Origin of the sequence: Terrimonas alba, from assembly GCF_042434975.1 — a bacterium.
Taxonomy (GTDB): domain Bacteria; phylum Bacteroidota; class Bacteroidia; order Chitinophagales; family Chitinophagaceae; genus Terrimonas_B; species Terrimonas_B alba.
On the sequence record NZ_JBHMQM010000007.1, the window covers coordinates 312,638 to 335,285 of the forward strand.

A 22,648-nucleotide genomic window follows, 5' to 3' on the forward strand; every position below is an offset into this window, starting at 1 on the left:
CATTTTCCCCTCCCCTTCCTATCTTCGCCATTCCGGTTACACTGAGCACTTGTCGAAGTGCCGGTTTTAACAATTATTGTTTAACGCCTATAAATTTCTATTTAAAATGGCAGCCAAAATCCGTCTTCAAAGACACGGGTCAAAAAAGAGACCCTTCTATTTCATCGTTGTTGCTGACTCACGCAGCCCCCGTGATGGTAAATTCATCCAAAAATTAGGTACTTACAATCCCCTGACCGTTCCTGCTACTATCCAGCTGGATCGTCAAAAGGCATTGGAGTGGTTGAACAAAGGTGCTACACCTACTGATACTGTTCGCCGTATCCTTAGCTTTAAAGGAGTATTGTATTTGAAACACCTTCTTCGCGGTGTAAGCCTGGGATTGTTTGATGATGCGACAGCTATGCAAAAATTCACAACCTGGAGCACAGAGCATGATGCCCAGATTAAAAAACGCCAGGAAGAAGCTGCACGCAGCAGAAGAACCCGCCGTCCTATGCCAGGTCGCAGACCTGAAAGAAAGACACAGGGTGAGAGCGGCAGTGAAGGATAAATAATCCGTCAATTGACGGGACAAAAAATCCGTCCTGAAAGTTCATGAATCCCGGCTTTTAAGTCGGGATTTTTTTTACAACCACGAATCACAGTAATTCGTTTTAATTAATCATGCAGTTCGTGGCAAAATTTATTCGTATTAATTCGTGTAATTCGTGGCTGAATACTTTAAAATAGGAAAACTGGTCGCTGCTTTTGGGATAAATGGTCAACTTATACTTCAACATGAGTTGGGTAAAAAAACAGCATTGAAAGATCTGCAGGCCATTTTCATTGAAGAGAAAAAAAAATCATTTCTTCCCTGGTTCATAACAGCTGCCAAAATAAAAAGCGAAAATGAAATCTACCTTTCGCTGGAAGGAGTAATGACCCGTGAAGATGCATTGAAGCTTGTACAAAAAGAAGTATGGCTGACAGAAACAGATTTTAAAAAATTCGCTGCCAAATCCGCTCCTGCCAGTCTATTGGGCTACACTGTTATTGACGACGGAAATGAGCTAGGTACTATACTGGAAGTGATAGAACAACCCCATCAGTTACTTTGCCGCATCGAAATACAATCCAAAGAAGTATTAATACCGCTGAATGAAGCTTTCCTCGAAAAAATAGACCATCGAAAAAAACAAGTGCTGGTCACATTACCGGAAGGATTGCTGGATATTTATTTGGGCTAACCTGTTTTAAAGCCGCCAGGTTATTTTCTATCTGGACAAGATGCCGTTGCTCATGTGCTATTAAAAACCGGAATGTATCTCCGAGTTTCAGTTTAATAAATTTAGAAATGGTTATTGGAATACGAATACTTCCGATATTTTTTGATTTGGCCTGCTCCAGCAACTCCAGCAGGTAATGCTGATGTTCTAAAAAAGAGTTCAATACCGGGAAAGCGTCGAGGAATTTTGGCGGCCGGTGATCTTTAGGAGATTTCATTTTATTCGCAACTGTTCCGTCTTCCTTTGGCTTCATCAATTTGGTAAAATAATCCCCCAGCCAACCCGGTTTAAACAATTCATTTGCCGGCTTATCCACTTGCAACGATTTTTCAATGGCCAATAAGTAATAGCGGCTATAACTGTTAAGATGTTCCAGCACCTCGATGACGCTCCATGTACCCGGCGCCGGCTGTTGCAATAAAACGGCGGGATCAATAGTCCTGAAATAAGTAGCTGTTAATATCAGTTTGCGAACATCAGCCTGTAGCTGATCCAACACCTCTGTGCTCTTGTACTTTTGCATGTCTCTAAATTTTAGTCAAACCTACTATGAGCCTTCCCGAAAAATCTTGGTATTTCCCAAGATTTTTATCCTTCGATTTACGCTCAGAATCACAGTTTCACAAACGTACAGAACTCATCAGTTTACTAAAGGTAGTGGCATCAATGCCAAGATAAGACGCAAGATACTTATGGGGTATGATCTGCAATACATGCGGACTTCTTTTTAACAAGCTTCTAAATTTTTCTTCCGCACTGAAACACTGCAACTCAATCTGTCTTTCCAGCACTCCTTTCAAAATGAGGCCTGTCAGATGCAATACCATTTTCTGAATGTTTGGATATTGGTTCATCAACTCCTCCATTTGCTTATAGGTTATCCGCAAAAACTTACTGGCCGTCAACGTCTCCATAAAATACCCGGATGGCGTTTGTGTTAGAAAGGAATCTGCTAACCCGGAGAAAGAAGGAGGATAAGTAAACACCACGGTAGCTTCCTGGTTGTCTTTGCCAATATAAAACCCCCGCTGGATGCCCTCTACTACAAAATAAAGATAACGCTCCGTCTCTCCTGCCGCCGTTAAAATCGTTTTACGCTTGCATTCAAAGGGCTGCCAGCCGGTTAAAAGTTTTTCCAACTCCTCTTCTTTCAGCGGAAAGGCTGCTGTAATAAATTGCCGGAGCACACTTGTATCTATAACTTTATTTGACATCGGAACGGATAAAGTCTGCTAATAGTTTCATCCTGTAGTAAAGATTGCTCAACATAAGAGAGATATTATTTTTCACATTCATCACACTCCCATTGTTCATCTTTTTGATGTTCTTGAGCTCTTCTATTTTTTCATCAATTTTATCTACCAGTTTATCAGTTTCCCAACCGATGTATTTTTTGTTTCTCTCGTCAAAAACATGATACGGCTCGATGCAACCGGGTTTTAATTTTTTAAACTTGAAATTATCCTTAATAGCCTCCTTGATCGAATCGTTGCTTAGCATATCGATCATCGTATCCTGTGACACGTTATTCAAAAATCCATTATGGAAAATATTGAGATTGTTGCGAAGTTCGCGGATAACCTGCCGTTTTAATATATCAGTGGTCTTACCTTCTTTATTCAGAAAAGCAATTAGTTCTTTCAGCGGGCCAATACCTGTTTTAAGCCATTCAAGGGTCATAGAAAGATTTTGAAATTTTGGAATTGGGAAATTTCCTTTTTATTTATCAAACTTCCCTGATCCGAAAACCAAAATAGTTTAAAAATTGTTAACTGCCTTCATCTTCAAAATTTTCCAATTTCCCCATTGACCTTTTTCCAATTAAGTAACTTTGAAAAATGCCGGAACAGCTTCGACATATTGCCCATTTTGACCTTGACTCGTTTTTTGTGGCGGTGGAGGTCATCAATAATCCTTCTTTAAAAGGAAAGGCGATTATTGTAGGTGGAACCAGCGATCGTGGGGTTGTGTCAACCTGCAGTTACGAGGCAAGGAAGTATGGTGTGCATTCAGCTATGCCTATGCGGACAGCGATGAAACTTTGTCCGCATGCCATCTTGCTGCAAGGCACACGAGGTCAATACAGTAAATATTCCCGGTGGGTTACTGATATCATTGCTTCCAAAGTTCCTTTGTTTGAAAAAGCATCCATCGATGAGTTTTACTGTGATCTTACAGGAATGGATAAATTTTTTAATGTCAGTAAGTACACCCGCGAACTGCGGGAACTGGTAATCAAAGAAACAGGACTGCCCATTTCCTGCGGTTTATCCTCGGCAAAATTTATCAGCAAGATCGCTACCAATGAAGCCAAACCCAATGGATTCCTGGAGGTGCCGCATGGAAAAGAAAAAGAATTTCTGTGGCCCTTAAAAATTGAAAAAATCAATGGTGTTGGAAAGCAGACAGAGCAACAGCTTAAAAATTTCGGCATCTATACCATTGAAGATATTGCAAGAACACCCGTTGAACTACTGGAAAAATATGTTGGCAGTTGGGGACATTCTCTTTGGAAAAAAGCCCACGGAATCGGTTCTGCTGAAATTGAAACAGACTGGGAGCAAAAAAGCATGAGCCGTGAAAATACTTTTCATGAAAATATAACGGATATCCAGGCATTGCACCGTGAACTGGTGCGATTGACAGAGCAAAATGCCTATGATCTCCGTAGCGATGAAAAGCTGACGGGCTGTGTGACGGTGAAAATCCGCTACCCTGATTTTGAAACGGTATCAAGACAAGAAACTATTGACTATACTTCGCTGGACGATCTATTAATTGCCAAAGTAAAAGATCTGTTTACCAAACTCTATCGCAAAGGCGAGCCCGTTCGTTTGCTGGGTGTTCGCTTCAGCCAGCTGATACCTTTTACCATGCAAATGAATTTGTTTAACAACAACGAAGAGAAACTCAACCTGTATAAAGCTGTTGACAATATCAAGGACAGGTTTGGAAATAAGGCAGTGACCAAAGCCGCTACTTCGTCCCTTGTTGATGGAAATAATAGAAATACCATCAAGAACAACAAAAAAAAGTCGGCGGATTAACAATCCCGCCAGTCAACCCAACTTATTTCCTAACAAGACAGCTATTATTCTCATCCTCCTTATCTTCGTCCCTATTGCCTGCCACTGGACGGGTGGCCTTTTTCAAACTATTCAAATTTGTTTGTCATGCAAACATGGAAAGATTACCAGGAAAAAAATAAGGACCGTTTTTTAAATGAAATGCTGGAGCTGCTCCGTATACCCTCTGTAAGTGCCAAAAGCGAACACAAAGCTGATATGGGAAAATGTGCTGAGGCTGTAAAGCAAAACTTACTGGCTGCAGGTTGTGATAAGGCCGAAGTGATGGCGACCGACGGACATCCTGTTGTATTTGGTGAAAAAATCATTGATGCCGGCAAACCAACCGTTTTGGTATATGGACATTATGATGTACAGCCGGCTGAGCCATTGGAACTTTGGACCAACCCACCTTTTGAACCAACTATTATTGATGGAAAAATCTTTGCCCGCGGATCAGCCGATGATAAAGGGCAGTTTTTTATGCATGTAAAAGCATTGGAGACTATGGTGAAAACAAACACTATGTCCACCAATATTAAATTCCTGATTGAAGGTGAGGAAGAAGTGGGCTCGCCCAACCTGGGAAAGTTTGTTGCAGCAAATAAAGAATTGCTTAAGGCGGACGTGATATTGATCAGCGACAGTGCCATGTTAAGTATGGAAAATCCCTCTCTGGATACGGGAGTACGTGGCCTAAGTTATATACAGGTAGAAGTAACCGGAGCCAACCGTGATCTGCATAGCGGCACGTACGGAGGTGCTGTTGCGAACCCGATCACCATTTTAGCGAAAATGATCGCCAGTTGCCATGATGAAAACAATCATGTAACCATACCCGGCTTCTATGATGATGTAGTTGTCGCCAGTGCTGAAGAAAGAGCTTTGATCAATAAAGCTCCCTTTGATGAAAAAGAATATAAAGACGAACTGGGGATAAAAGAATTGTGGGGTGAGAAAGGTTATACCACCTATGAACGAACTGGCATTCGTCCAACACTGGAGATAAATGGAATTTGGGGTGGCTATACCGGTGAAGGAGCTAAAACTGTGTTGCCTTCCAAAGCCTATGCAAAAATTTCTGCACGGTTGGTGCCTAACCAATCTTCGGATAAAATGACGGAAAAATTATTGAATTATTTTAAATCCATTGCCCCCAAATCGGTGGAAGTAAAAGCAGAATTACATCACGGTGGTGAGCCTTATATGACACCAATCGATAGTAAAGGTTATAAAGCAGCATCGAAAGCTGTAGAAACCACTTTTGGAAAAACTCCTATTCCTGTTCGCGGCGGGGGCAGCATTCCTATCTGCTCTATCCTGGAAAAAGAATTGGGAATAAAGATCGTTTTTATGGGTTTTGGCCTGGACAATGACAACCTGCATAGCCCGAATGAAAAATACAATATTGAAAATTATTATAAAGGCATTGAGACGATCCCTTATTTCCATAAGTATTTTGCGGAAGCCCTCTAAATCTCTGCCTACCCCGATTTTTATCGGAGCTAAAAGGGAGACTTTAGAATCCGACAGCACCAACCTCACTTCTTTGAGTGAGGTTTTTTAATTTTGAAAAGATGACTGAAAAGGAAAAATTACGGCTTGACAAATACCTCTGGGCCATCCGGCTTTTTAAAACAAGAACAATGGCGGCTACGGCGTGTGATAATGGGAAAGTAAAGGCGGATGGTGTTGCTGTTAAGGCAGCAAGACCGGTAAAGATCGGCGACGAATATGAAGTAAAAACCGACGCCAAACGCTGGCGAATAAAGGTAACCGGCTTGTTAGAAAAAAGGGCCGCTCATAGTGAGGCCATAAAAAATTATATCGACATTACACCGCCCGAAGAACTGGAACGGATAAAATTCCAGGCGGCCAGTTTTCATACCGGCAAGCGTCAAAGTAAAATTGGAAGGCCTACCAAAAAAGAACGAAGGGACCTTGATGATTTCTTAGAAGAGTAGCAACGACTTTGGAGTTTGTGCCTTTATTTCTATTTTTAGTGCTATCAATCTTATCGCTGTTAACTATGAAATATTCTCTGCTTATTTCCGTGCTGAGTGTTTTGTTTTTGAGTTGTACCAAAGACGAAGCGGAAGATACGGATGCACCTTCCATCACGATTAGCTCTCCAACCAATAATACGGTATTGCCTGCGGGTGAAGTTCATATTAAGGGAACTATTGCCGACAATGCCTATATCAACCAGGTTCATGTAGAAGTGTATGATGGCGGTGGCGCAGAGGTAGTGCATGTACATATCCATCCTGCTACTAAGAATTATGCCCTTGATCAAAGCTTCACTGCTCAAAGTGGCAAGAGTTATAAAATAAAAATCATCGCAGAAGATCCTTCTACAAATTCTTTTACCAGGCAAATTGATATAACATGCAACTAGTGGCCCCGGCTCCGCTGGATACATCATTCTTCATTTATCTTTGAAGCATCCCAGACCCCCCTTTAGGGGTTGGGGGCTTCATGCGAATAGATATCATTACTGTTTTACCAGAATTATTGAAAAGCCCTTTTGAACACAGCATCATGAAAAGAGCGCAGGCCAGGGGACTATTGGAAGTGCACACTCATAATCTTCGTAAATGGGCCATTAATAACCAGGGCCAGGTTGACGATTACCAATATGGTGGCGGTGCAGGCATGGTTATGATGTGTGAGCCACTGGCCAACGCTATCGAAGAATTATCAAAAGACCGGAAATATGACGAGATCATTTTTTTAACGCCGGATGGAGAAACGTTGACGCAAAAAATTGCAAACACGCTTTCATTAAAGGAAAACATCATCATGATTTGCGGCCATTATAAAGGCATTGATGAAAGAATACGGGAACATTTTGTCACCAAAGAAATTTCCATTGGTGATTATGTACTAAGCGGTGGTGAACTGGCAGCTGCAGTGCTGGTAGATGCGATAGGTCGCTTATTACCGGGTGTATTAAATGATGAAACTTCTGCCCTTTTTGACTCCTTCCAGGATAATTTATTAGCGCCACCTGTGTATACCCGACCTGCTGATTTCCGGGGCTGGAAGGTTCCGGATATATTATTAAGCGGTGATCCGAAAAAAGTGGATGACTGGCGTCATGATGAAGCAATGAAAAGAACAAAGGAAAGAAGGCCCGGGTTGCTGTAAGAATGATCGTTTCGTCGACGATAGAGTATTGAGCACCCGTTCAACCGTTTGCGCCATCTTCCTTTTTGCCATTTTACCGTTGATTAATTCAGGAACTTGCAGCAATAAAAAATTGCACTGTCATGTCTACGAATCGAAGAAATTTTTTACGCAGTATATCCATTGGTGGCGGCCTTCTCGCTACCGGTCTTCCTTCTTTTGCAGGCAGTTTAGCCGCGACAGATGAGGAGTTGGAACGCTCTTCCCAATTTGAATCCGGTAAACAACGTTTTAATATGTGTGGCTATGCCGCACCAAAAATTCCCACGGTTCGTGTGGCGGTTGTAGGATTGGGTATGCGGGGAGGTGATGCAGCGGGTCGCCTGAGTTATATCGATGGATTGGAGATAGTTGCCCTGTGCGATAAATATCCTGACCGTGTGGCCAAAGCACAAAAAACCCTGGAGAAAAGAAACCGGCCCAAAGCAAAAGAGTATAGCGGTGAGGATGGCTGGAGAGCTTTGTGTGAAAGTACTGACATCGACCTTGTTTATAACGTTACCCCCTGGCACCTCCATGCACCTATTGCCTTAATGGCCATGAAAAATGGGAAACATGCCGCCACGGAAGTAAACGCTGGCTTATCCATTGATCAACTGTGGGAGTTGGTGGAAACATCGGAGAAAACAAAGCAACACTGCATGATGCTGGAAAACTGTTGCTATGATTTCTTCGAATTATTAACATTGAATATGGCACGCCAGGGATTGTTTGGTGAATTGGTGCAAGGCGAAGGCGCCTACATCCATGATCTGAGCAAAGATTGGCTTTTTAATAAAAATGCTTACGCCGACATGTGGCGGTTGAAACAAAATTACCAACACAATGGAAACCTCTATCCTACCCATGGCCTTGGTCCCATTGCCCAATGCATGAATATTAACCGGGGTGATAAAATGGATCACCTGGTTAGCATGAGCACCAATGATTTTACGCTGAACAATATGGCCAGGGATATGGCAGCGAAAGATCCATTCTTTAACGAGTTTGTCGATAAGCCCTACCGTGGCAATATGAACACTACCATCATTCGCACCAATAGGGGCAAAAACATTATGCTGCAGCATGATGTTTCCACACTTCGGCCTTATTCACGGCTGCATATGCTAAGCGGCACCAAAGGCGTTGCGCAAAAATACCCGGGACCAGAAAGAATAGCATTTGGTCACAGTTGGATCAAAAAAGAAGAATTAGATGAGCTCTATAAAAAATATACCCCGCCGATTGTAAAACATATTGGTGAGATAGCTAAAGAAGTAGGCGGACACGGCGGCATGGATTTTATCATGGACTGGCGGCTGATCGATTGCCTGCGTAATGGTCTGCCACTTGACCAGGACGTATATGATGCAGCGGCATGGAGTTCTATCATTCCCTTGAGTGGTACGTCTGTTGGCAAAAAATCAAGAACCGTGGATATACCCGATTTTACAAGAGGTGCATGGAAAACTAACAAACCTGTGGATCTGACATTGAATGGAGGCGCCACCACGCAGGTGCGAAAGATTGAAAAAAATTAATCGGCGCTGGAAGTAATTACTAAGTTTCTAAAGAAGATGAGCCGGGAATTTATTTTCCCGGCTCATCTTTTTGGATTAATTCTCCTGCTGTTAAAATAATCTTTCGTTATACCAGATTCCACTATTAACCGTTTTTACAATAAGGGTAACTGCAAATAAAGCTGTCTAAATGATAGGAAAAGCTGTAGTTTTACCGCATTCCGAATGTTTTGACAAGATAAGAAATTGAAAAGCAGTTTATTACCCCTGTCAAAAAGTTTATAGCCAATCACTTTTAAAATATTCATGAAGAATCTGACCACCATCACAGACCCGGTTTATATACCAAAAGAAAAATACAGTAGCTATGATAAATTTTGGCTCCGTTATATCAATGACCCCCGTGATCTTCCCTTTATTTACCTGCTGACTGCTATTCATATCTTAGTAATTCCTGCTGCCATCGTTCTTTACACCCCGCTGTTAGAAGGCTGGTATTGGTGGCTGGCTTATATTCCTTACTTCTATGTTTCCCAGATGTATTTTAAAGGTCGCTTTGGCCTGATGCTTCATTGCATCAGTCACAGAAGGCTGTTTAAAAAAGGATATACCTGGATTTATAACTGGATCATCTGGGGAGTTTGCCCGTTGTTTGGCCATACACCTGAAACATATTTTGTACACCACATGGCCATGCACCATGTAGAGAATAATATGGAAGACGATGCCAGCAGTACCCTGTCATATAACAGGGACAGCCTTTGGGGTTTCACGCAATATGTTTTACGCTTTTTGTTTTTAGGATTCAGGGACACATTCATGTACTTGTTTACTAAAAAAAGAAAAAAGTTTTACCTCAGGCTTACCTATGGTGAAATGTCCTTTTTTGTTTTTTGCATCGCCATGTGCTTTGTCAACCTGGAAGCAACCCTTTTTATTTTTATTATTCCTTTTTTGTTTGCCCGTGTGGTGATGATGCTTGGCAACTGGGCTCAGCATGCCTTCATTGACCCCAACGACCCCGAAGAAAATACAATCAACTGCATCAACACCAAATACAACAAAATTTGCTGGAATGATGGCTATCATGCTGTACATCATTTGCGTCCCGCTCTTCATTATACCGAAATACCGGTTGAGTTTATGAAAAACAAAGACAAATTTGCACAACAGAAAGTCTTTGTCTTTGACGGCATTCACTATCTCCACATTTTTGTCTGGCTCATGACCAAACGTTATGATAAACTGGCTGACAACATCGTTAATATCAACAATGTGTTTAGCAGCAAAGAAGAAGTAATAGCACTGATGAAAGAAAGAACAAGAAAAATCACAGTGCCGGCAGCATTACAGCTGGCAACTGGCAGTTAAGCCAGACGCAACAGAAAAAAACTTCTTTTCAATCCTCCATCTATAACTTAGCTATTCAAACAGCATAGTTATGTCGTCATTTTCCATTACTGGTAACCTTGTTGACGTTTATCACCAGAAAATCTATCCCGCAGAAATAACAGTTGAAAACGGGAAGATTCTTTCCATAACCTCAAACCCTAAACTTCAACCCGCTAACTATATTCTCCCCGGGTTCATCGACAGCCATGTTCACATTGAAAGCTCTATGCTGGTTCCGTCAGAATTTGCAAGATTAGCTGTTGTACATGGTACTGTAGCCACCGTCAGCGATCCGCATGAAATAGCTAATGTTTGTGGTATGGAGGGCGTCGAGTTTATGATAGAAAACGGGAAGACGGTTCCTTTCAAATTCAATTTTGGAGCGCCGAGCTGTGTACCGGCTACTATATTTGAAACAGCCGGGGCATCGCTTGATGCTAATGATGTAGAAAAATTATTACAGCGAAAGGAAATAAAATATCTCAGTGAGATGATGAATTTCCCCGGTGTGTTGAATGAAGATGAAGAAGTGATGAAAAAAATTGCATCAGCTCACAAGCTATTAAAACCTGTAGATGGACATGCCCCGGGGTTAAGAGGCGAAGACGCCAAAAATTATATTGCTGCAGGTATCACAACCGATCATGAATGTTTCACCAAAGAAGAAGCACTTGACAAATTACAAAACGGCATGAAGATCATCATCCGTGAAGGCAGCGCTGCAAAGAATTTTGATGCATTGATCGACCTGCTGCATGATTATCCGAACCAAATGATGTTTTGCAGTGATGATAAACATCCCGATAGTCTTGTTTTGGGACATATCAACCAGCTATGTGCAAGATCTGTAGCCAAAGGCATTGATATTTTTAAAATACTAAAAGCTGCCTGTATCAATCCTGTGCAGCATTACAAACTGGATGTCGGAACGTTAAGAGAAGGTGATGCCGCCGATTTTATAGTAGTGAAGGACCTGGAAAATTTTGAAGTGGTTAAAACATTTATTGATGGCGGGTTGGTTGCAGAAGACGGAAAATCAAAAGTGAAAAGTCAAAAATCAACTATCATCAACAATTTCTCCTGCAACAAAAAATCAGTGGAAGATTTTGAAATCCTGCTCCCCACTCACCACTCACCACTCACCATCCCTGTCATCGAAGCATTAGACGGACAATTGATCACCAACAAACTTTCTTTTGACCCTAAGATTGAAAGTGGCAAAATAGTAAGTGATGCGATAAGAGATATTCTAAAGATCGTTGTCGTCAATCGTTACAAAGAAGTTCCGGCCGCAAAATCTTTTATAAAAAATTTTGGACTGAAACAAGGAGCTTTAGCCTCATCTGTAGCGCATGATAGCCATAATATTGTTGCTGTAGGTGTGGATGATGAAAGCATTTGTAAAGCTGTCAATATGATCATCGAACACCAGGGTGGCGTTAGTTTTGTAAAAGATAATGTAGAACTAATTGTTCCCCTGCCGGTAGCAGGGCTGATGAGCAATGAAGATGGCTACCATGTTGCCCAACAATACTCAATGATCGACAAAGCTGCAAAAGACGCAGGTTCTGGTTTAGCTTCTCCCTTTATGACATTATCGTTTATGGCATTACTGGTGATACCGCATTTGAAATTGAGTGATAGGGGATTGTTTGATGGAGATAAGTTTGAGTTTATTTAAAGTTGATACCTTTAAGATGCCAATTTTTCCCGCATGTCGCAGTCTCATCAACTCGCAGCTATTATGTTTACCGATATTGCCGGTTACACTGCATTAATGGGTGAGGATGAGCAAAAAGCTTTTGACCTGCTTAAAAAGAACAGGGAATTACAAAAACCAATCATTGAACAATTCAATGGCCATTGGATAAAGGAAATAGGCGACGGTGTTCTGGCAAGTTACAATTCTGTTTCTGATGCAGTTACAGCGGCAATAAAAATACAGGAAGCCTGCAATGCCGCAGAAGATTTTCAACTGCGTATAGGGATCCATCTCGGGGAAGTAATATTTGAGAACGATGATGTATTTGGTGATGGTGTAAATATTGCCTCACGGATCCAGGCTGTTGCAAAACCCGGCTGTATTTATGTTTCTGAATCGGTTAATCATAATGTGGCGAACAAAAAAGGTTTTCAGACAAGGTTTATAAAAGAAGAAACGCTGAAGAACGTAAAAAAACCGGTAAAAATTTATGAGGTAATTACCAGCCCCACTTCCAAATTAGCCATACCGCTAACGAAAGAGTCATCGAAACAATCGTTGGAAAAAAGTATTGCTGTTCTTCCATTTGTAAACATGAGTAATGATCCTGAACAGGAATATTTCTGTGATGGGATCTCTGAAGAGATAATTAATGCTCTTGCACAATTAAACAATCTGCGGGTTATTGCACGGACATCGGTTTTTTCATTTAAGGGTAAAAATCTTGATGTCCGTGAAATCGGGAAGACACTTGCTGTTAAAACACTTTTAGAGGGAAGTGTACGTAAAGCAGGTAACCGTTTGCGAATTACCACGCAACTTGTGAGGGTTTCTGATGGTTCGCATATATGGTCGGATCGCTACGACCGTGTGCTTGAAGATGTATTCTCAATCCAGGAAAATATTGCAGAAAATGTAGCAACAGCTTTACAGGGTGTTTTAACCAATAAAGAAAAAGAAGCCATTCGTCGTCCGGAAACAGTTATTGAAGCTTATGAATATTTTCTTAAAGGCCGTCAACTTTTTCATCAATTGGTTTTGAATGAAGCAAAAAAAATGTTTGAAAAAGCTATAGAATTGGATAGTGGGTATGCTCCTGCATATGCCGGGCTTGCTGATACGCATTCGTGGCTCTATGAATGGGTGGGTGCAAATAATTATGACCTGGAGGCAGCAGAAAGAAATAGCCGGAAAGCACTTTCTTTAGCTCCTAACCTTGCTGAAAGTCATTCATCACGTGGATATGTTCTCTCCCTTGGTAAAAATTATGATGAAGCTGAACAAGAATTTAAAAAAGCGATACAATTGAACCCTAATTCTTATGATGCATATTATTATTATGGCAGGTCCTGCTTTGCCCGTGGTCAAATTCAGGAATCAGCCGAACTCTTTCGCAAAGCTTCCGAAGTGCGTCGGGAAGATTTTCAAAGTATGCTTCTTCTTGCTCAGTCGTTGCGCATGCTGGGAAACGACAAAGCTGAGGAAGCAACCCTGGAAGGTATAAACAGGGCAAAAAAACAATTGGAACTCAATCCAACTGACAGAAGAGCACTTTCTCTTACAGCCGGAAATTTGTTTGAGACCGGCGAAAAAGAAGAAGCCTTGCAGTGGATAAACAAGGCACTGGATTTATACCCCGAAGATGTTGGTGTTCTAATTAATGCCGCTTGCCTTTTTGCTAAAGCTGGTAATAATGAAAAAGCACTAAATCTTTTAGGAAAGGTTTTTGGTAAAGGATTTGGTAAAAAAGATTGGATTGAGCATGATCCGGATTATGATTCACTTAGGAATGAACCCCGCTTTCAGGCCTTGCTTAATAAACTGCAATGAAAAACTCAAAATCATCTTACCTGTTTTATAAAAAGATTTATTATAAACAAATGAGCCAATTCCGCCAGCTTGCCGTTTCCACATGGAAAGATTGAAGGTCCCCGAATCATTTTTTATCATTCAGCTGACTTCCGGAGGTTATTTTGCGATAATGGCAGAGACGATAAATTTGGATTTATACAAAAAAAATAAAAAGCAGGATGAGATATCCCTTGGTTTTATTAACGACAATTTGCTTAATGGGGTGTAATCAGAAGGATTCAAAAAAACAGAAGGATAAATCGGTTACCCAAATAAAAGATTCCCTCTCAACTAAACCGGAATTTAAAAAGGATAGTACTACCCTGGTATCAGCCGATTCATCGCTGCTTCAGGTATCAAAAGATATTCTTGCAATTATTAAAACAAAAGATCTTTCTAAAATGTCTTCTTATGTCCACCCGGACCTGGGAATTCGTTTTTCTCCCTATGCTTTTGTTGACACTATTCATCACCAGCACCTGTTACCTCAACAATTGACAACATTCAATCAACAGAAAAAGGTATTGATTTGGGGATCACACGACGGATCTGGTGAACCTATTAAATTAAGCATCCATAAATACTTCGATGAGTTTGTGTACGACGCAGATTTTATAAACGCTCCTCATCAAGCCGTTAATAAAGTATTGGCAAGCGGCAATTCATTAAACAATCTGAAGGTGATATATCCCTACGCTGACTTTACAGAATTCTATTTTCCCGGTTTTGATCCTAAATATGGCGGAATGGACTGGAAAACCCTGCGGCTCGTTTTTCAAACTGAAAATAATAGGTCTTGGCTGATTGCCATCATCCATGACGAATGGACTATCTAATTTTTTCCTCACTACTCAGTTCCAAAATATCGTAAGCCTCACAAAATGTTGGGAAATTTTCCCTGCCGCTTGCTGTCATTACGCCGACAGCAATTTCATATAAATACTGGCTTTGAATAGTTTAAAAGATTTTCACCTGCCCGAAATTTTTCTGGCATTCCATTTGGCTTACTGACAGTGAGGAAATTCAACCGCAGATAAAAATTTAGAATTATGAAAAGGGTATTAGAAATAACAGCCGTAAAAAGTAAGGCCAGTTTTCATGAAAGAATGATTGAAGATTTTGTTCAGCAAAATCTCCCCGCCAAAGTTTATCATACCAGCAGGCTTTCCGGAATGGGTGACTTCACTGCTACTTACAAAGAAATTGAAAGTTGCGCAGCTGAAACACCAGTGAATGGTCCGGTAGAAATTTTTTATATGGCTGATTCAAGAGATGAGGCAAAATGTCTCAGGGTGCTGGTGAACTCAAGATTTTTTGTTTTCTGCACCAGGAATGAAATGGCTAACTACCGGGTGGCGTGGAGTTGTTCTTTATCATGATCAACCAGCTAACCTTTAAAATCCATCATTCCTCCTGAAACGTTATATTTTTTTAAGATTTTCACATTCTTTTAGTACCCGAAATATCATCAACTGCGTCTAATGAACAGGAAGAAATTAAAAGACAAAAAAATTAACCATGAACAACAATTTACTCATCAGTGCGATTTTGGATCAGCCGCAGTTCCTGGAAAGTTTTGTAGAAAAATTGGCGTATCGTCGTTATGATATTGGTTACGGACAGGCGCTGGTACCAAAAAATTTTCGAGCTATTGAAACTTCATCAACTGAAACCTACATAAGCGGCACAGTTGCTATCGTAGATAACGATGAAGTAATAAATATGCCATTTATCACCCGGTTTTTGTTTACCTGTTCCAAAGAAAAAGATGGTCCGTACAAATTAGGCGGAAGTTTTTCTCTTTCTTAAACATATTCACTCAGCATATATCAAATAAGAGAGACTGCTCCGTAAGGCAGTCTCTTTTACTTCCGTGTAGGCGAGGATTAATGTTTTCCACATCCTTGCTATTCAGCTTGATCGTGCCAGGGAAAACTATCCGCATTTGTGTTTAACTCCCAATAAATTTCGATCTATACCGGTTTCATTAAGCGTTTCTGCGTCAAAGAGTCTTCCGTTGATCATTGTCTAAATATAGCATTGAATTTGCTATTATCATTTTGTGTCATCACCGGTTAATCTTTCAATATGGCGCAACTTGGGACAGGAAGAAGACAGGAAATAATCAACAGCCTCACACATGGCCTTGGTATTTTGTTTGGAATAACCTGCACTCCCATTTTGATTATGCAAGCAGTAAAAAACGGAAGCCCGGCAGAAACAATGGGTGTAGCAATCTATGGATTTTCTTTTTTAATGGTTTTTACTTTTTCCACTTTGTATCATGGCCTTCAGCAGGAAAGAATAAAAAGACTGATGAAAATATTTGATCACATCAGTATCTTTTTTTTAATCGCGGGCACTTACACTCCTTTCCTTCTTATTTACATGAATAATAGCACTGGCATCATTTTGCTTATCATACTTTGGTCGTTAACTGTTTCAGGAACGATATTCAAATGTTTTTTTACAGGCCGCTGGGAAATACTTTCTACAATTATTTACCTGGCCATGGGCTGGATCATGGTGGTGCCTGGTCGTGGCTTTTTTTCAAATATGCCTGTTTCCGTTATTGTATTGATACTTACCGGTGCAGGGCTTTACACTTTGGGTGTTAGTTTTTATATCTGGGAAAAACACAAGTACAGCCATGCTATATGGCATTCATTTGTATTAGCTGCTGCCATCTGTCATTATGTTGCTGTGTTAATTGCTGTATAAAAACAGGAACACAGATCATCATGATTGTTATGATTGGTTATGATTTTCTGTGGCGTTCTTTTTCTTAATCTTGGCAAGTTGTTAATTCTCCGTAAATTAGGATACCAAAAAACAACCGCATGAAAAAGTTCTTTCAAATCCCACCCAGGATTTTGCTCCTGGGATTAACAGCATTTTGTTGCAATTTTCTTTCAGCACAGGTAACCACTGCCACACTAAGTGGCTTGGTCCAGGATTCAAAAGGTGTTGGCTTGCCCTCAGCAACTGTCACTGTAGAATACCCCGATGCAGGTATTAAACAGGTATTAGTCACACGGTCCGATGGTCGTTTCACCGTTCCCAATCTTAGGGTAGGTGGTCCTTATAAAGTGACCGTCGATCATGTCAGTCATAATTCAATCGTGACAGAGAATATTTTCCTGGAACTCGGTCTCAACAATACTGTTGAACTCACTTTACAGGATAAAACTACTGAGTTGAGTGGTGTGACTGTTACAGCTACCGGCGCCAAAATATTTGACAACAAAAGAACCGGCGCCTCCACCAATATCAGCAGCCGGTTATTAAAAGAACTTCCTACTATCAGCAGATCTGCGGATGACTATCTAAGGCTTGCACCTTCTGCATCTGCTAACTACAACGGGATGTCATTTGCCGGTCGCAATGGGCAGTACAATAATTTTTCATTAGATGGTGCTGTGTTCAATAACCCATTTGGATTGGATGCTCCCACACCTGGTGGACAAACAGGTGCTCAACCAATTTCTTTAGATGCCATTGAGCAAATACAGGTAAACATCGCTCCTTATGATGTGACACAAGCCGGGTTTACTGGTGCAGGTGTAAACACTGTTACCAAGTCAGGAAGTAACAGAACTACCGGGACCGTATATGGATTTTATCGCAACCAGGATATGACGGGCAAAAAAGTAAATAAAAATAAATTGGTTGTTCCCGACCTGAGCCAACTGCAGGCAGGATTTGCATTAGGTGGTGCCATCAAAAAGAATAAGCTGTTTTATTTTTTAAGTTTTGAAACAGAACAGCGAAAAGATGAGGCCAGCAGCTATGTTGCCAGAAACAGTGGCAATGCAAATAATACAAACACGTCCCGTGTATTGGAGTCGGATTTGCAACTGGTGAGTAGTATATTAAAAACAGAGTTTGGGTATGAAACCGGACCATACCAGGGATATACACATGATCAAACCAACTATAAATGGCTGGCCAAATTAGATTGGAACATCAACAGTGTTCACAAGCTGTCATTTACTTACAATGGACTGGATGCAAAAAAAGATAAACCAGCTCACCCAAGTGCGATCTTCCGCAGAGGGCCGGATTATACTACACTTCAGTTCGAGAATTCGGGATATGAGATCACCAATAAACTCAATTCTTTTGGCGCTGAATTGAAATCAAATTTCAGTAGTAACGCTGCCAATAAATTAAGAATTGTGTATTCAATTTTTCGGGACAATCGTAATCCCTTTTCGGCGCCATTCCCGGTCCTTAATCTTTTTAAGAGCGGAGCCATGTATATTGTAGCCGGAGAGGAACCTTTCTCTATTAATAACGTACTTGACCAGGATGCTTTTCAGGTTACAAACGATTTCAATCTTTACAAGAAAAATCACAGTTTCACATTTGGGGCCTCTTTTGAGTCGTTTAAATTTGGCAACTCATTTAACCTGTTTGGTTATGGACAAAGTTCTGTGTTACCATTACCACTTTCCGATTTTCTAACAAAAGCGCCAAATGACGAACCGGTAGTACCTACATTCAGTGGCCCGCAGCGCTTATCAGTGGCCCAGGCAGCAGCCCAGGCCGCCGCCGCCGCAGGACAATGGACCTGGTATTATTTAACAGTGGGTCAGCTATCAGCTTATGCACAAGACGAATGGCAGGTAAATAACAAACTCAGACTTACCTATGGGCTTCGCATAGATATGCCTGTTTATTTTCCGGACAAATGCAAAATTGTGCCGGCCGGAGGGACTGCAAGTTCTCCCACTATACCAAATAACGATCCGCAGGTATTATTTGATAAAGATGGAAACCGTGTGACTAATGGCGTGGGTAAGGATCTTGATAATACAAGGCTTCCAACCAAAACACCATTATTCTCTCCACGGATTGGATTTAACTGGGATTTAATGGGCAATAAAACAGTGCAGCTCCGTGGTGGTTCGGGTTTATTTACCGGTCGTTTCCCATTTGTATGGCTGGGCAACCAGATCGGCAACCCCTTTACAGGATTTTATAATGTAACCGACAAGGATTTTAAATGGCCACAAGTATGGCGCTCCAATATCGGGGGCGATTTCAAAATCCCGTCAGGTACAATCTTCACGGTTGATGTGGCTTATACAAAAGATGTAAACGCCATGATGGTTCGCAATTATAATTTGGGAACACCGACGGGTGTTTTAAATAGCGGCACAGGTGATAAAAGAAGTATTTATAAGGTGACTGATAAAGGTTCTGACCCTACAACTACTTTTGTGAATAATAATACTTATGTGTTTACCAATACCAAAAAAGGCTACCAGTTCAATGTTTCATTACAAGCTCAGCAAACTTTTGCAAAGGGCTTATTTGCAATGGCTGCATATAACTTTAACGTAGCCAAAGATGCGAGTTCTATCTCTGCAGAAATTTCCAGCGATGCATTTGACAGAAACCCAATTCTCAATAATGCTAATGCGGCAATTGAATCCCATTCATTATACGGAAATAAACACCGGTTTTTCCTGGCTGGTTCAAAAAAATGGCTATATGCCGGTAATAAATGGGGAACAACCATTTCTTTGTTCAGTTCGTGGACATCAGGTAACCGCTTTGCTTATGTGTATGGCGGAGATATTAATAATGATGGAACTGGTTCCAATGATTTATTATATGTTCCAACCGATGCTGAAATAGACGTCATGAATTTTGTTGAATTGGAGGACGTAAATGGTAATATCCAAAGTCCGGCAACACAACGCACAGCTCTTAAGCAATTCATAGCCCAGGATGAATATCTAAGCGAAAGGCGAGGCCGGCACACCGAAAAATATGGTGCAGAGTCACCCTGGTATAGCCAGCTTGACCTTCGGATTTTACAAGATCTTTATATAAACCAAAAGAGTCGGCAAACATTGCAATTCAGCGTTGATTTGATCAACTTTGGTAACCTGATTAGCAGCAAATGGGGTGTACGGGAATATGCTACCACTTCTGGTTATTTTCAACCTATAACTGTTTCCTATAACAACAATAGCCCGGCTTATCAGTTCGATCCTTCAATAAAAAATACATTTGTAGCCAGTCCCGACTTACCATCCCGCTGGCAATTGCAATTGGGTCTCCGGTATATTTTTTAGAACTGCTTGTTACTCTTATCAAAAAACCCTGCTAAAACAGGGTTTTTTGATTTAATAAAATTCGTCGGCTTGTCAACCCCTTCGCATTTCACCGACTCCATCCCATCACTCACCGACTTTCAATTCACTATCGCCCACTCCCTATTGCCCACTCGCCATTCACAACTTAGTTTTACTTAAAATTTGAACGAACCATGAACGATTTCAGAAATTATAATGAGGAAAGAAGCAACCGTTGGGAAAGCAGGGTGGAACGCCATGGAAGCCATGGACATATCTGGACGGGTATTTTTTTATTGGCGATTGGTGGACTTGCCCTGGTAAGAAGTTTTGGCGTACCCGTCCCCGATTGGCTTTTTAGCTGGCAGATGCTATTGATTGCCATCGGTCTTTTTATAGGATTTCGGAAAGGGTTTCGTGATGGCGGTTGGTTTGTACCTATCATTATTGGTGGCGCCTTTTTGGCTAATGACTATATTTTAAATGGAGATCTGCGCCGGCATATCTGGCCATTGATTTTAATTACCGTGGGCGCCTTTTTCATCTTTCGTCCCCGGCACAAACACGGCGCCTGCTGGAGACAAAAAAAAATTTCAGACATGCAATCACAAGCCAACCCGTCAGTAGCAAATGATCAGGAATATTCCCAGGATGATTTCATCGACAGTACCAGCATTTTCAGCGGTACAAAAAAAGTGATCCTGTCCAAGAATTTTAAAGGGGGTGACATTGTCAACATTTTTGGCGGTAGTGAAATTGACCTGACCCAGGCGGACATGGCCACACCGGCAGTATTGGAAGTAACAGCCATTTTTGGCGGAGCTACTCTCATCGTGCCTTCTAATTGGGCTATTAAGTCTGAAGCAGTCACCATTTTCGGGGGGATTGGTGATAAAAGAAAGATTGCACCCTTAACCGAATCTCCCACGAAGACCCTGGTGCTAAAAGGAACGATGATTTTCGGAGGCATGGAGATCAAGAGCTATTAAGAAGTTTCCGGTTACCTGTTACCGGTAAGTTGAAAAATGAAAGATTCCTTTTTTAACGGGAACCGGCAACTGGAAACTGGTAACTGGTAACTGGTAACTGATAACTGGAAACCGGGAATTGGCAACATTTCGACTATCGCTCAGTGGTAACCTAAATAAGTAAACTAATAACTAAACGACTATGAACTGGTATCTCGCAAAAATCGTATTTCGCATTATTTGTGGCGAAGGTGAGCATACGCCGCAGTTTGATGAACAACTCAGGCTTGTAGCAGCCAATAACAAAGAGGAAGCTTTTCAAAAGGCACAGGAAATGGGTCAGCAGGAAGAAGAGACATTTTATAATCGCAAAGAACAATTGGTTCAATGGCAGTTTATCAATATCAGTGAACTGTACCGGCTTAGTGAACTGATCGACGGTGCCGAACTGTATTCCCGTATTGAAGAAAAAGACAATGCAGAAGCATATATCTATACAATCAATCAAAAGGCAGAGAACATTGTGTGCAATGAAACCAATCATTTGTTACAACTTACCTGATCATTTAATGCCAGCATCCCCATTTTCGACAAGACGCTTTTTGATCACATTCAGCATAGCATGGTTTGTTTTGATGGCGGACCATGCCATGTTGTTGTACAAATTTGAGTTTCCATTAGACGCAGCCATCCTTGATAGTGTGATCAGCAATGTTCCGTTGTTAGGTGTATGCCTGTTAGTGATGAATACGATCCGTTATTATTTGCCCGGCAGGGACCAGTATATGAACATCCTGGTGATGTGTATTGTATTGACAGTGCTATGGCTGTTCTTTATTAAATGGATATTGGGACTCACACTGGGTGATTTTACCAACTATGATGCATTTCTGAAACGGTCGATTGTCATTCGCTTTAGCATTGGTTTTTTGGTATTGGGAATTGTAACCATGATGGGCATCAACTGGTTTACCTGGCAAGAACAGCAGAGCAACGAAGAACGAAAAAAAGATGCTGAAAAACTGGCGAAGGAAGCGGAACTTTTCAAACTGCGTCAGCAACTGCAACCACATTTTTTATTCAACAGTTTAAACTCGATCAATGCATTGATTGGAATAAGACCCGAGGAAGCGAGAAAGATGGTGCAACAGTTATCCGATTTTCTAAGAGGCACTATAAAAAAGGAAGAAACACAATGGGTAAACCTGACGGAGGAACTGCAATATCTTCAACTTTATCTTGACATAGAGAAAGTGAGATTTGGCAACCGATTGGGTACAATGATTGAAATAGATGAGGCGACACAAAATATGAAATTGCCAGCCTTGCTTTTACAACCTATTGTAGAAAATGCAATAAAGTTTGGCTTGTATGATACCACCGGCGAAACAATTATCCGGCTACAAACCATCAAACAGGATGACGAGCTGATTATTAAAGTAAGCAATCCTTTTGACCCTGAAACATCTTCGCCCAAACAGGGGACTGGCTTTGGATTAAAATCGGTTCAGCGCCGGCTTTACCTTCTATTTGCCAGGCATGACCTGCTGACAACCGAGGCGAAGCAAAATATTTTTACAACTACGGTAAAAATTCCGCAGTTGCAATAATCAACAAGAACACAT

General features: G+C 41.1%; 22 protein-coding genes. 19 read left to right on the plus strand and 3 right to left on the minus strand.

What is annotated here, in order from left to right:
* The first annotated feature begins 106 nt into the window (after positions 1–106).
* Both rpsP and rimM read left to right on the plus strand, forming a co-directional pair.
* Complete coding sequence (gene rpsP / locus ACFEL9_RS20595) at positions 107–553, plus strand: 30S ribosomal protein S16 (RefSeq protein WP_385894143.1); 447 nt, start codon at positions 107–109, stop codon at positions 551–553.
* 157 nt (positions 554–710) lie between these two features.
* Positions 711–1,229, plus strand: a complete 519-nt coding sequence (gene rimM / locus ACFEL9_RS20600) for a ribosome maturation factor RimM (RefSeq protein WP_385894145.1) — start codon at positions 711–713, stop codon at positions 1,227–1,229.
* Here the strand turns inward: rimM and ACFEL9_RS20605 are convergent.
* The 3 genes from ACFEL9_RS20605 to ACFEL9_RS20615 all read right to left on the minus strand — a co-directional run bounded on the left by ACFEL9_RS20605 (position 1,189) and on the right by ACFEL9_RS20615 (position 2,948).
* The gene (locus tag ACFEL9_RS20605; RefSeq protein WP_385894147.1) at positions 1,189–1,791 is read right to left on the minus strand and encodes a DinB family protein; all 603 of its coding nucleotides are present in this window, start codon (positions 1,789–1,791) and stop codon (positions 1,189–1,191) included. The two genes, rimM and ACFEL9_RS20605, sit on opposite strands and share 41 nt — an antisense overlap.
* Before the next feature lie 97 nt (positions 1,792–1,888).
* Positions 1,889–2,482, minus strand: a complete 594-nt coding sequence (locus ACFEL9_RS20610; RefSeq protein ID WP_385894149.1) for a Crp/Fnr family transcriptional regulator — start codon at positions 2,480–2,482, stop codon at positions 1,889–1,891.
* Positions 2,472–2,948, minus strand: a complete 477-nt coding sequence (locus ACFEL9_RS20615) for a hypothetical protein (RefSeq protein WP_385894151.1) — start codon at positions 2,946–2,948, stop codon at positions 2,472–2,474. Before ACFEL9_RS20615 ends, ACFEL9_RS20610 begins: the two co-directional genes overlap by 11 nt.
* A 158-nt stretch (positions 2,949–3,106) precedes the next feature.
* Between ACFEL9_RS20615 and dinB the strand changes: the two genes are divergently transcribed.
* From dinB to ACFEL9_RS20700, 17 genes are all read left to right on the plus strand, one after another.
* Entirely contained in the window at positions 3,107–4,315 is a 1,209-nt protein-coding gene (gene dinB / locus ACFEL9_RS20620; RefSeq protein WP_385894153.1) for a DNA polymerase IV, read from the plus strand.
* A gap of 126 nt (positions 4,316–4,441) precedes the next feature.
* Positions 4,442–5,809: a dipeptidase gene (locus tag ACFEL9_RS20625; protein ID WP_385894155.1), complete on the plus strand. Its 1,368-nt coding sequence runs from the start codon at positions 4,442–4,444 to the stop codon at positions 5,807–5,809.
* A gap of 101 nt (positions 5,810–5,910) precedes the next feature.
* Positions 5,911–6,297, plus strand: a complete 387-nt coding sequence (locus ACFEL9_RS20630; RefSeq protein ID WP_385894157.1) for an Hsp15 family ribosome-associated heat shock protein — start codon at positions 5,911–5,913, stop codon at positions 6,295–6,297.
* Between the two features lie 65 nt (positions 6,298–6,362).
* Entirely contained in the window at positions 6,363–6,731 is a 369-nt protein-coding gene (locus ACFEL9_RS20635; protein ID WP_385894159.1) for an Ig-like domain-containing protein, read from the plus strand.
* A gap of 80 nt (positions 6,732–6,811) precedes the next feature.
* Complete coding sequence (trmD, locus tag ACFEL9_RS20640; RefSeq protein ID WP_385894160.1) at positions 6,812–7,483, plus strand: tRNA (guanosine(37)-N1)-methyltransferase TrmD; 672 nt, start codon at positions 6,812–6,814, stop codon at positions 7,481–7,483.
* A 122-nt stretch (positions 7,484–7,605) separates the two neighbouring features.
* Entirely contained in the window at positions 7,606–9,042 is a 1,437-nt protein-coding gene (locus tag ACFEL9_RS20645; protein ID WP_385894161.1) for a Gfo/Idh/MocA family protein, read from the plus strand.
* A 285-nt stretch (positions 9,043–9,327) separates the two neighbouring features.
* Positions 9,328–10,392 carry a fatty acid desaturase family protein gene (locus ACFEL9_RS20650; protein ID WP_385894163.1) on the plus strand — a complete coding sequence of 355 codons (1,065 nt, stop codon included), beginning with the start codon at positions 9,328–9,330 and terminating at the stop codon, positions 10,390–10,392.
* A 70-nt stretch (positions 10,393–10,462) separates the two neighbouring features.
* The gene (gene ade, locus ACFEL9_RS20655; protein ID WP_385894164.1) at positions 10,463–12,094 is read left to right on the plus strand and encodes an adenine deaminase; all 1,632 of its coding nucleotides are present in this window, start codon (positions 10,463–10,465) and stop codon (positions 12,092–12,094) included.
* A 33-nt stretch (positions 12,095–12,127) separates the two neighbouring features.
* Positions 12,128–13,945, plus strand: a complete 1,818-nt coding sequence (locus tag ACFEL9_RS20660) for a TPR end-of-group domain-containing protein (protein WP_385894166.1) — start codon at positions 12,128–12,130, stop codon at positions 13,943–13,945.
* A gap of 200 nt (positions 13,946–14,145) precedes the next feature.
* On the plus strand, positions 14,146–14,802 hold the full coding sequence (locus tag ACFEL9_RS20665; RefSeq protein ID WP_385894168.1) for a hypothetical protein: 657 nt from the start codon (positions 14,146–14,148) through the stop codon (positions 14,800–14,802).
* Between the two features lie 213 nt (positions 14,803–15,015).
* Positions 15,016–15,345: a hypothetical protein gene (locus ACFEL9_RS20670; protein WP_385894170.1), complete on the plus strand. Its 330-nt coding sequence runs from the start codon at positions 15,016–15,018 to the stop codon at positions 15,343–15,345.
* A gap of 139 nt (positions 15,346–15,484) precedes the next feature.
* Positions 15,485–15,775, plus strand: coding sequence for a hypothetical protein (locus tag ACFEL9_RS20675; RefSeq protein WP_385894172.1), 291 nt, complete (start codon positions 15,485–15,487; stop codon positions 15,773–15,775).
* 279 nt (positions 15,776–16,054) lie between these two features.
* The gene (gene trhA, locus ACFEL9_RS20680) at positions 16,055–16,687 is read left to right on the plus strand and encodes a PAQR family membrane homeostasis protein TrhA (protein ID WP_385894174.1); all 633 of its coding nucleotides are present in this window, start codon (positions 16,055–16,057) and stop codon (positions 16,685–16,687) included.
* A gap of 119 nt (positions 16,688–16,806) precedes the next feature.
* On the plus strand, positions 16,807–20,055 hold the full coding sequence (locus ACFEL9_RS20685; protein WP_385894176.1) for a TonB-dependent receptor: 3,249 nt from the start codon (positions 16,807–16,809) through the stop codon (positions 20,053–20,055).
* Between the two features lie 194 nt (positions 20,056–20,249).
* Complete coding sequence (locus tag ACFEL9_RS20690) at positions 20,250–21,044, plus strand: LiaF transmembrane domain-containing protein (protein WP_385894178.1); 795 nt, start codon at positions 20,250–20,252, stop codon at positions 21,042–21,044.
* Positions 21,045–21,225: 181 nt separating this feature from the next.
* Positions 21,226–21,585 (plus strand): DUF4288 domain-containing protein, encoded by a 360-nt coding sequence (locus ACFEL9_RS20695; protein ID WP_385894180.1) that lies wholly within the window; start codon positions 21,226–21,228, stop codon positions 21,583–21,585.
* Positions 21,554–22,633, plus strand: coding sequence for a sensor histidine kinase (locus ACFEL9_RS20700; protein WP_385894182.1), 1,080 nt, complete (start codon positions 21,554–21,556; stop codon positions 22,631–22,633). Before ACFEL9_RS20695 ends, ACFEL9_RS20700 begins: the two co-directional genes overlap by 32 nt.
* Positions 22,634–22,648 lie beyond the last annotated feature (15 nt).

What these genes read in the sequence shown, in the direction of transcription:
- rpsP (WP_385894143.1), top strand. Translation starts at nt 107, where the DNA reads ATGGCAGCCAAAATCCGTCTTCAAAGACACGGGTCAAAAAAGAGACCC.
- ACFEL9_RS20605 (WP_385894147.1), bottom strand. Translation starts at nt 1,791, where the DNA reads ATGCAAAAGTACAAGAGCACAGAGGTGTTGGATCAGCTACAGGCTGAT.
- ACFEL9_RS20610 (WP_385894149.1), bottom strand. Translation starts at nt 2,482, where the DNA reads ATGTCAAATAAAGTTATAGATACAAGTGTGCTCCGGCAATTTATTACA.
- ACFEL9_RS20615 (WP_385894151.1), bottom strand. Translation starts at nt 2,948, where the DNA reads ATGACCCTTGAATGGCTTAAAACAGGTATTGGCCCGCTGAAAGAACTA.
- dinB (WP_385894153.1), top strand. Translation starts at nt 3,107, where the DNA reads ATGCCGGAACAGCTTCGACATATTGCCCATTTTGACCTTGACTCGTTT.
- ACFEL9_RS20625 (WP_385894155.1), top strand. Translation starts at nt 4,442, where the DNA reads ATGCAAACATGGAAAGATTACCAGGAAAAAAATAAGGACCGTTTTTTA.
- ACFEL9_RS20630 (WP_385894157.1), top strand. Translation starts at nt 5,911, where the DNA reads ATGACTGAAAAGGAAAAATTACGGCTTGACAAATACCTCTGGGCCATC.
- ACFEL9_RS20635 (WP_385894159.1), top strand. Translation starts at nt 6,363, where the DNA reads ATGAAATATTCTCTGCTTATTTCCGTGCTGAGTGTTTTGTTTTTGAGT.
- trmD (WP_385894160.1), top strand. Translation starts at nt 6,812, where the DNA reads ATGCGAATAGATATCATTACTGTTTTACCAGAATTATTGAAAAGCCCT.
- ACFEL9_RS20645 (WP_385894161.1), top strand. Translation starts at nt 7,606, where the DNA reads ATGTCTACGAATCGAAGAAATTTTTTACGCAGTATATCCATTGGTGGC.
- ACFEL9_RS20650 (WP_385894163.1), top strand. Translation starts at nt 9,328, where the DNA reads ATGAAGAATCTGACCACCATCACAGACCCGGTTTATATACCAAAAGAA.
- ade (WP_385894164.1), top strand. Translation starts at nt 10,463, where the DNA reads ATGTCGTCATTTTCCATTACTGGTAACCTTGTTGACGTTTATCACCAG.
- ACFEL9_RS20660 (WP_385894166.1), top strand. Translation starts at nt 12,128, where the DNA reads ATGTCGCAGTCTCATCAACTCGCAGCTATTATGTTTACCGATATTGCC.
- ACFEL9_RS20665 (WP_385894168.1), top strand. Translation starts at nt 14,146, where the DNA reads ATGAGATATCCCTTGGTTTTATTAACGACAATTTGCTTAATGGGGTGT.
- ACFEL9_RS20670 (WP_385894170.1), top strand. Translation starts at nt 15,016, where the DNA reads ATGAAAAGGGTATTAGAAATAACAGCCGTAAAAAGTAAGGCCAGTTTT.
- ACFEL9_RS20675 (WP_385894172.1), top strand. Translation starts at nt 15,485, where the DNA reads ATGAACAACAATTTACTCATCAGTGCGATTTTGGATCAGCCGCAGTTC.
- trhA (WP_385894174.1), top strand. Translation starts at nt 16,055, where the DNA reads ATGGCGCAACTTGGGACAGGAAGAAGACAGGAAATAATCAACAGCCTC.
- ACFEL9_RS20685 (WP_385894176.1), top strand. Translation starts at nt 16,807, where the DNA reads ATGAAAAAGTTCTTTCAAATCCCACCCAGGATTTTGCTCCTGGGATTA.
- ACFEL9_RS20690 (WP_385894178.1), top strand. Translation starts at nt 20,250, where the DNA reads ATGAACGATTTCAGAAATTATAATGAGGAAAGAAGCAACCGTTGGGAA.
- ACFEL9_RS20695 (WP_385894180.1), top strand. Translation starts at nt 21,226, where the DNA reads ATGAACTGGTATCTCGCAAAAATCGTATTTCGCATTATTTGTGGCGAA.
- ACFEL9_RS20700 (WP_385894182.1), top strand. Translation starts at nt 21,554, where the DNA reads ATGAAACCAATCATTTGTTACAACTTACCTGATCATTTAATGCCAGCA.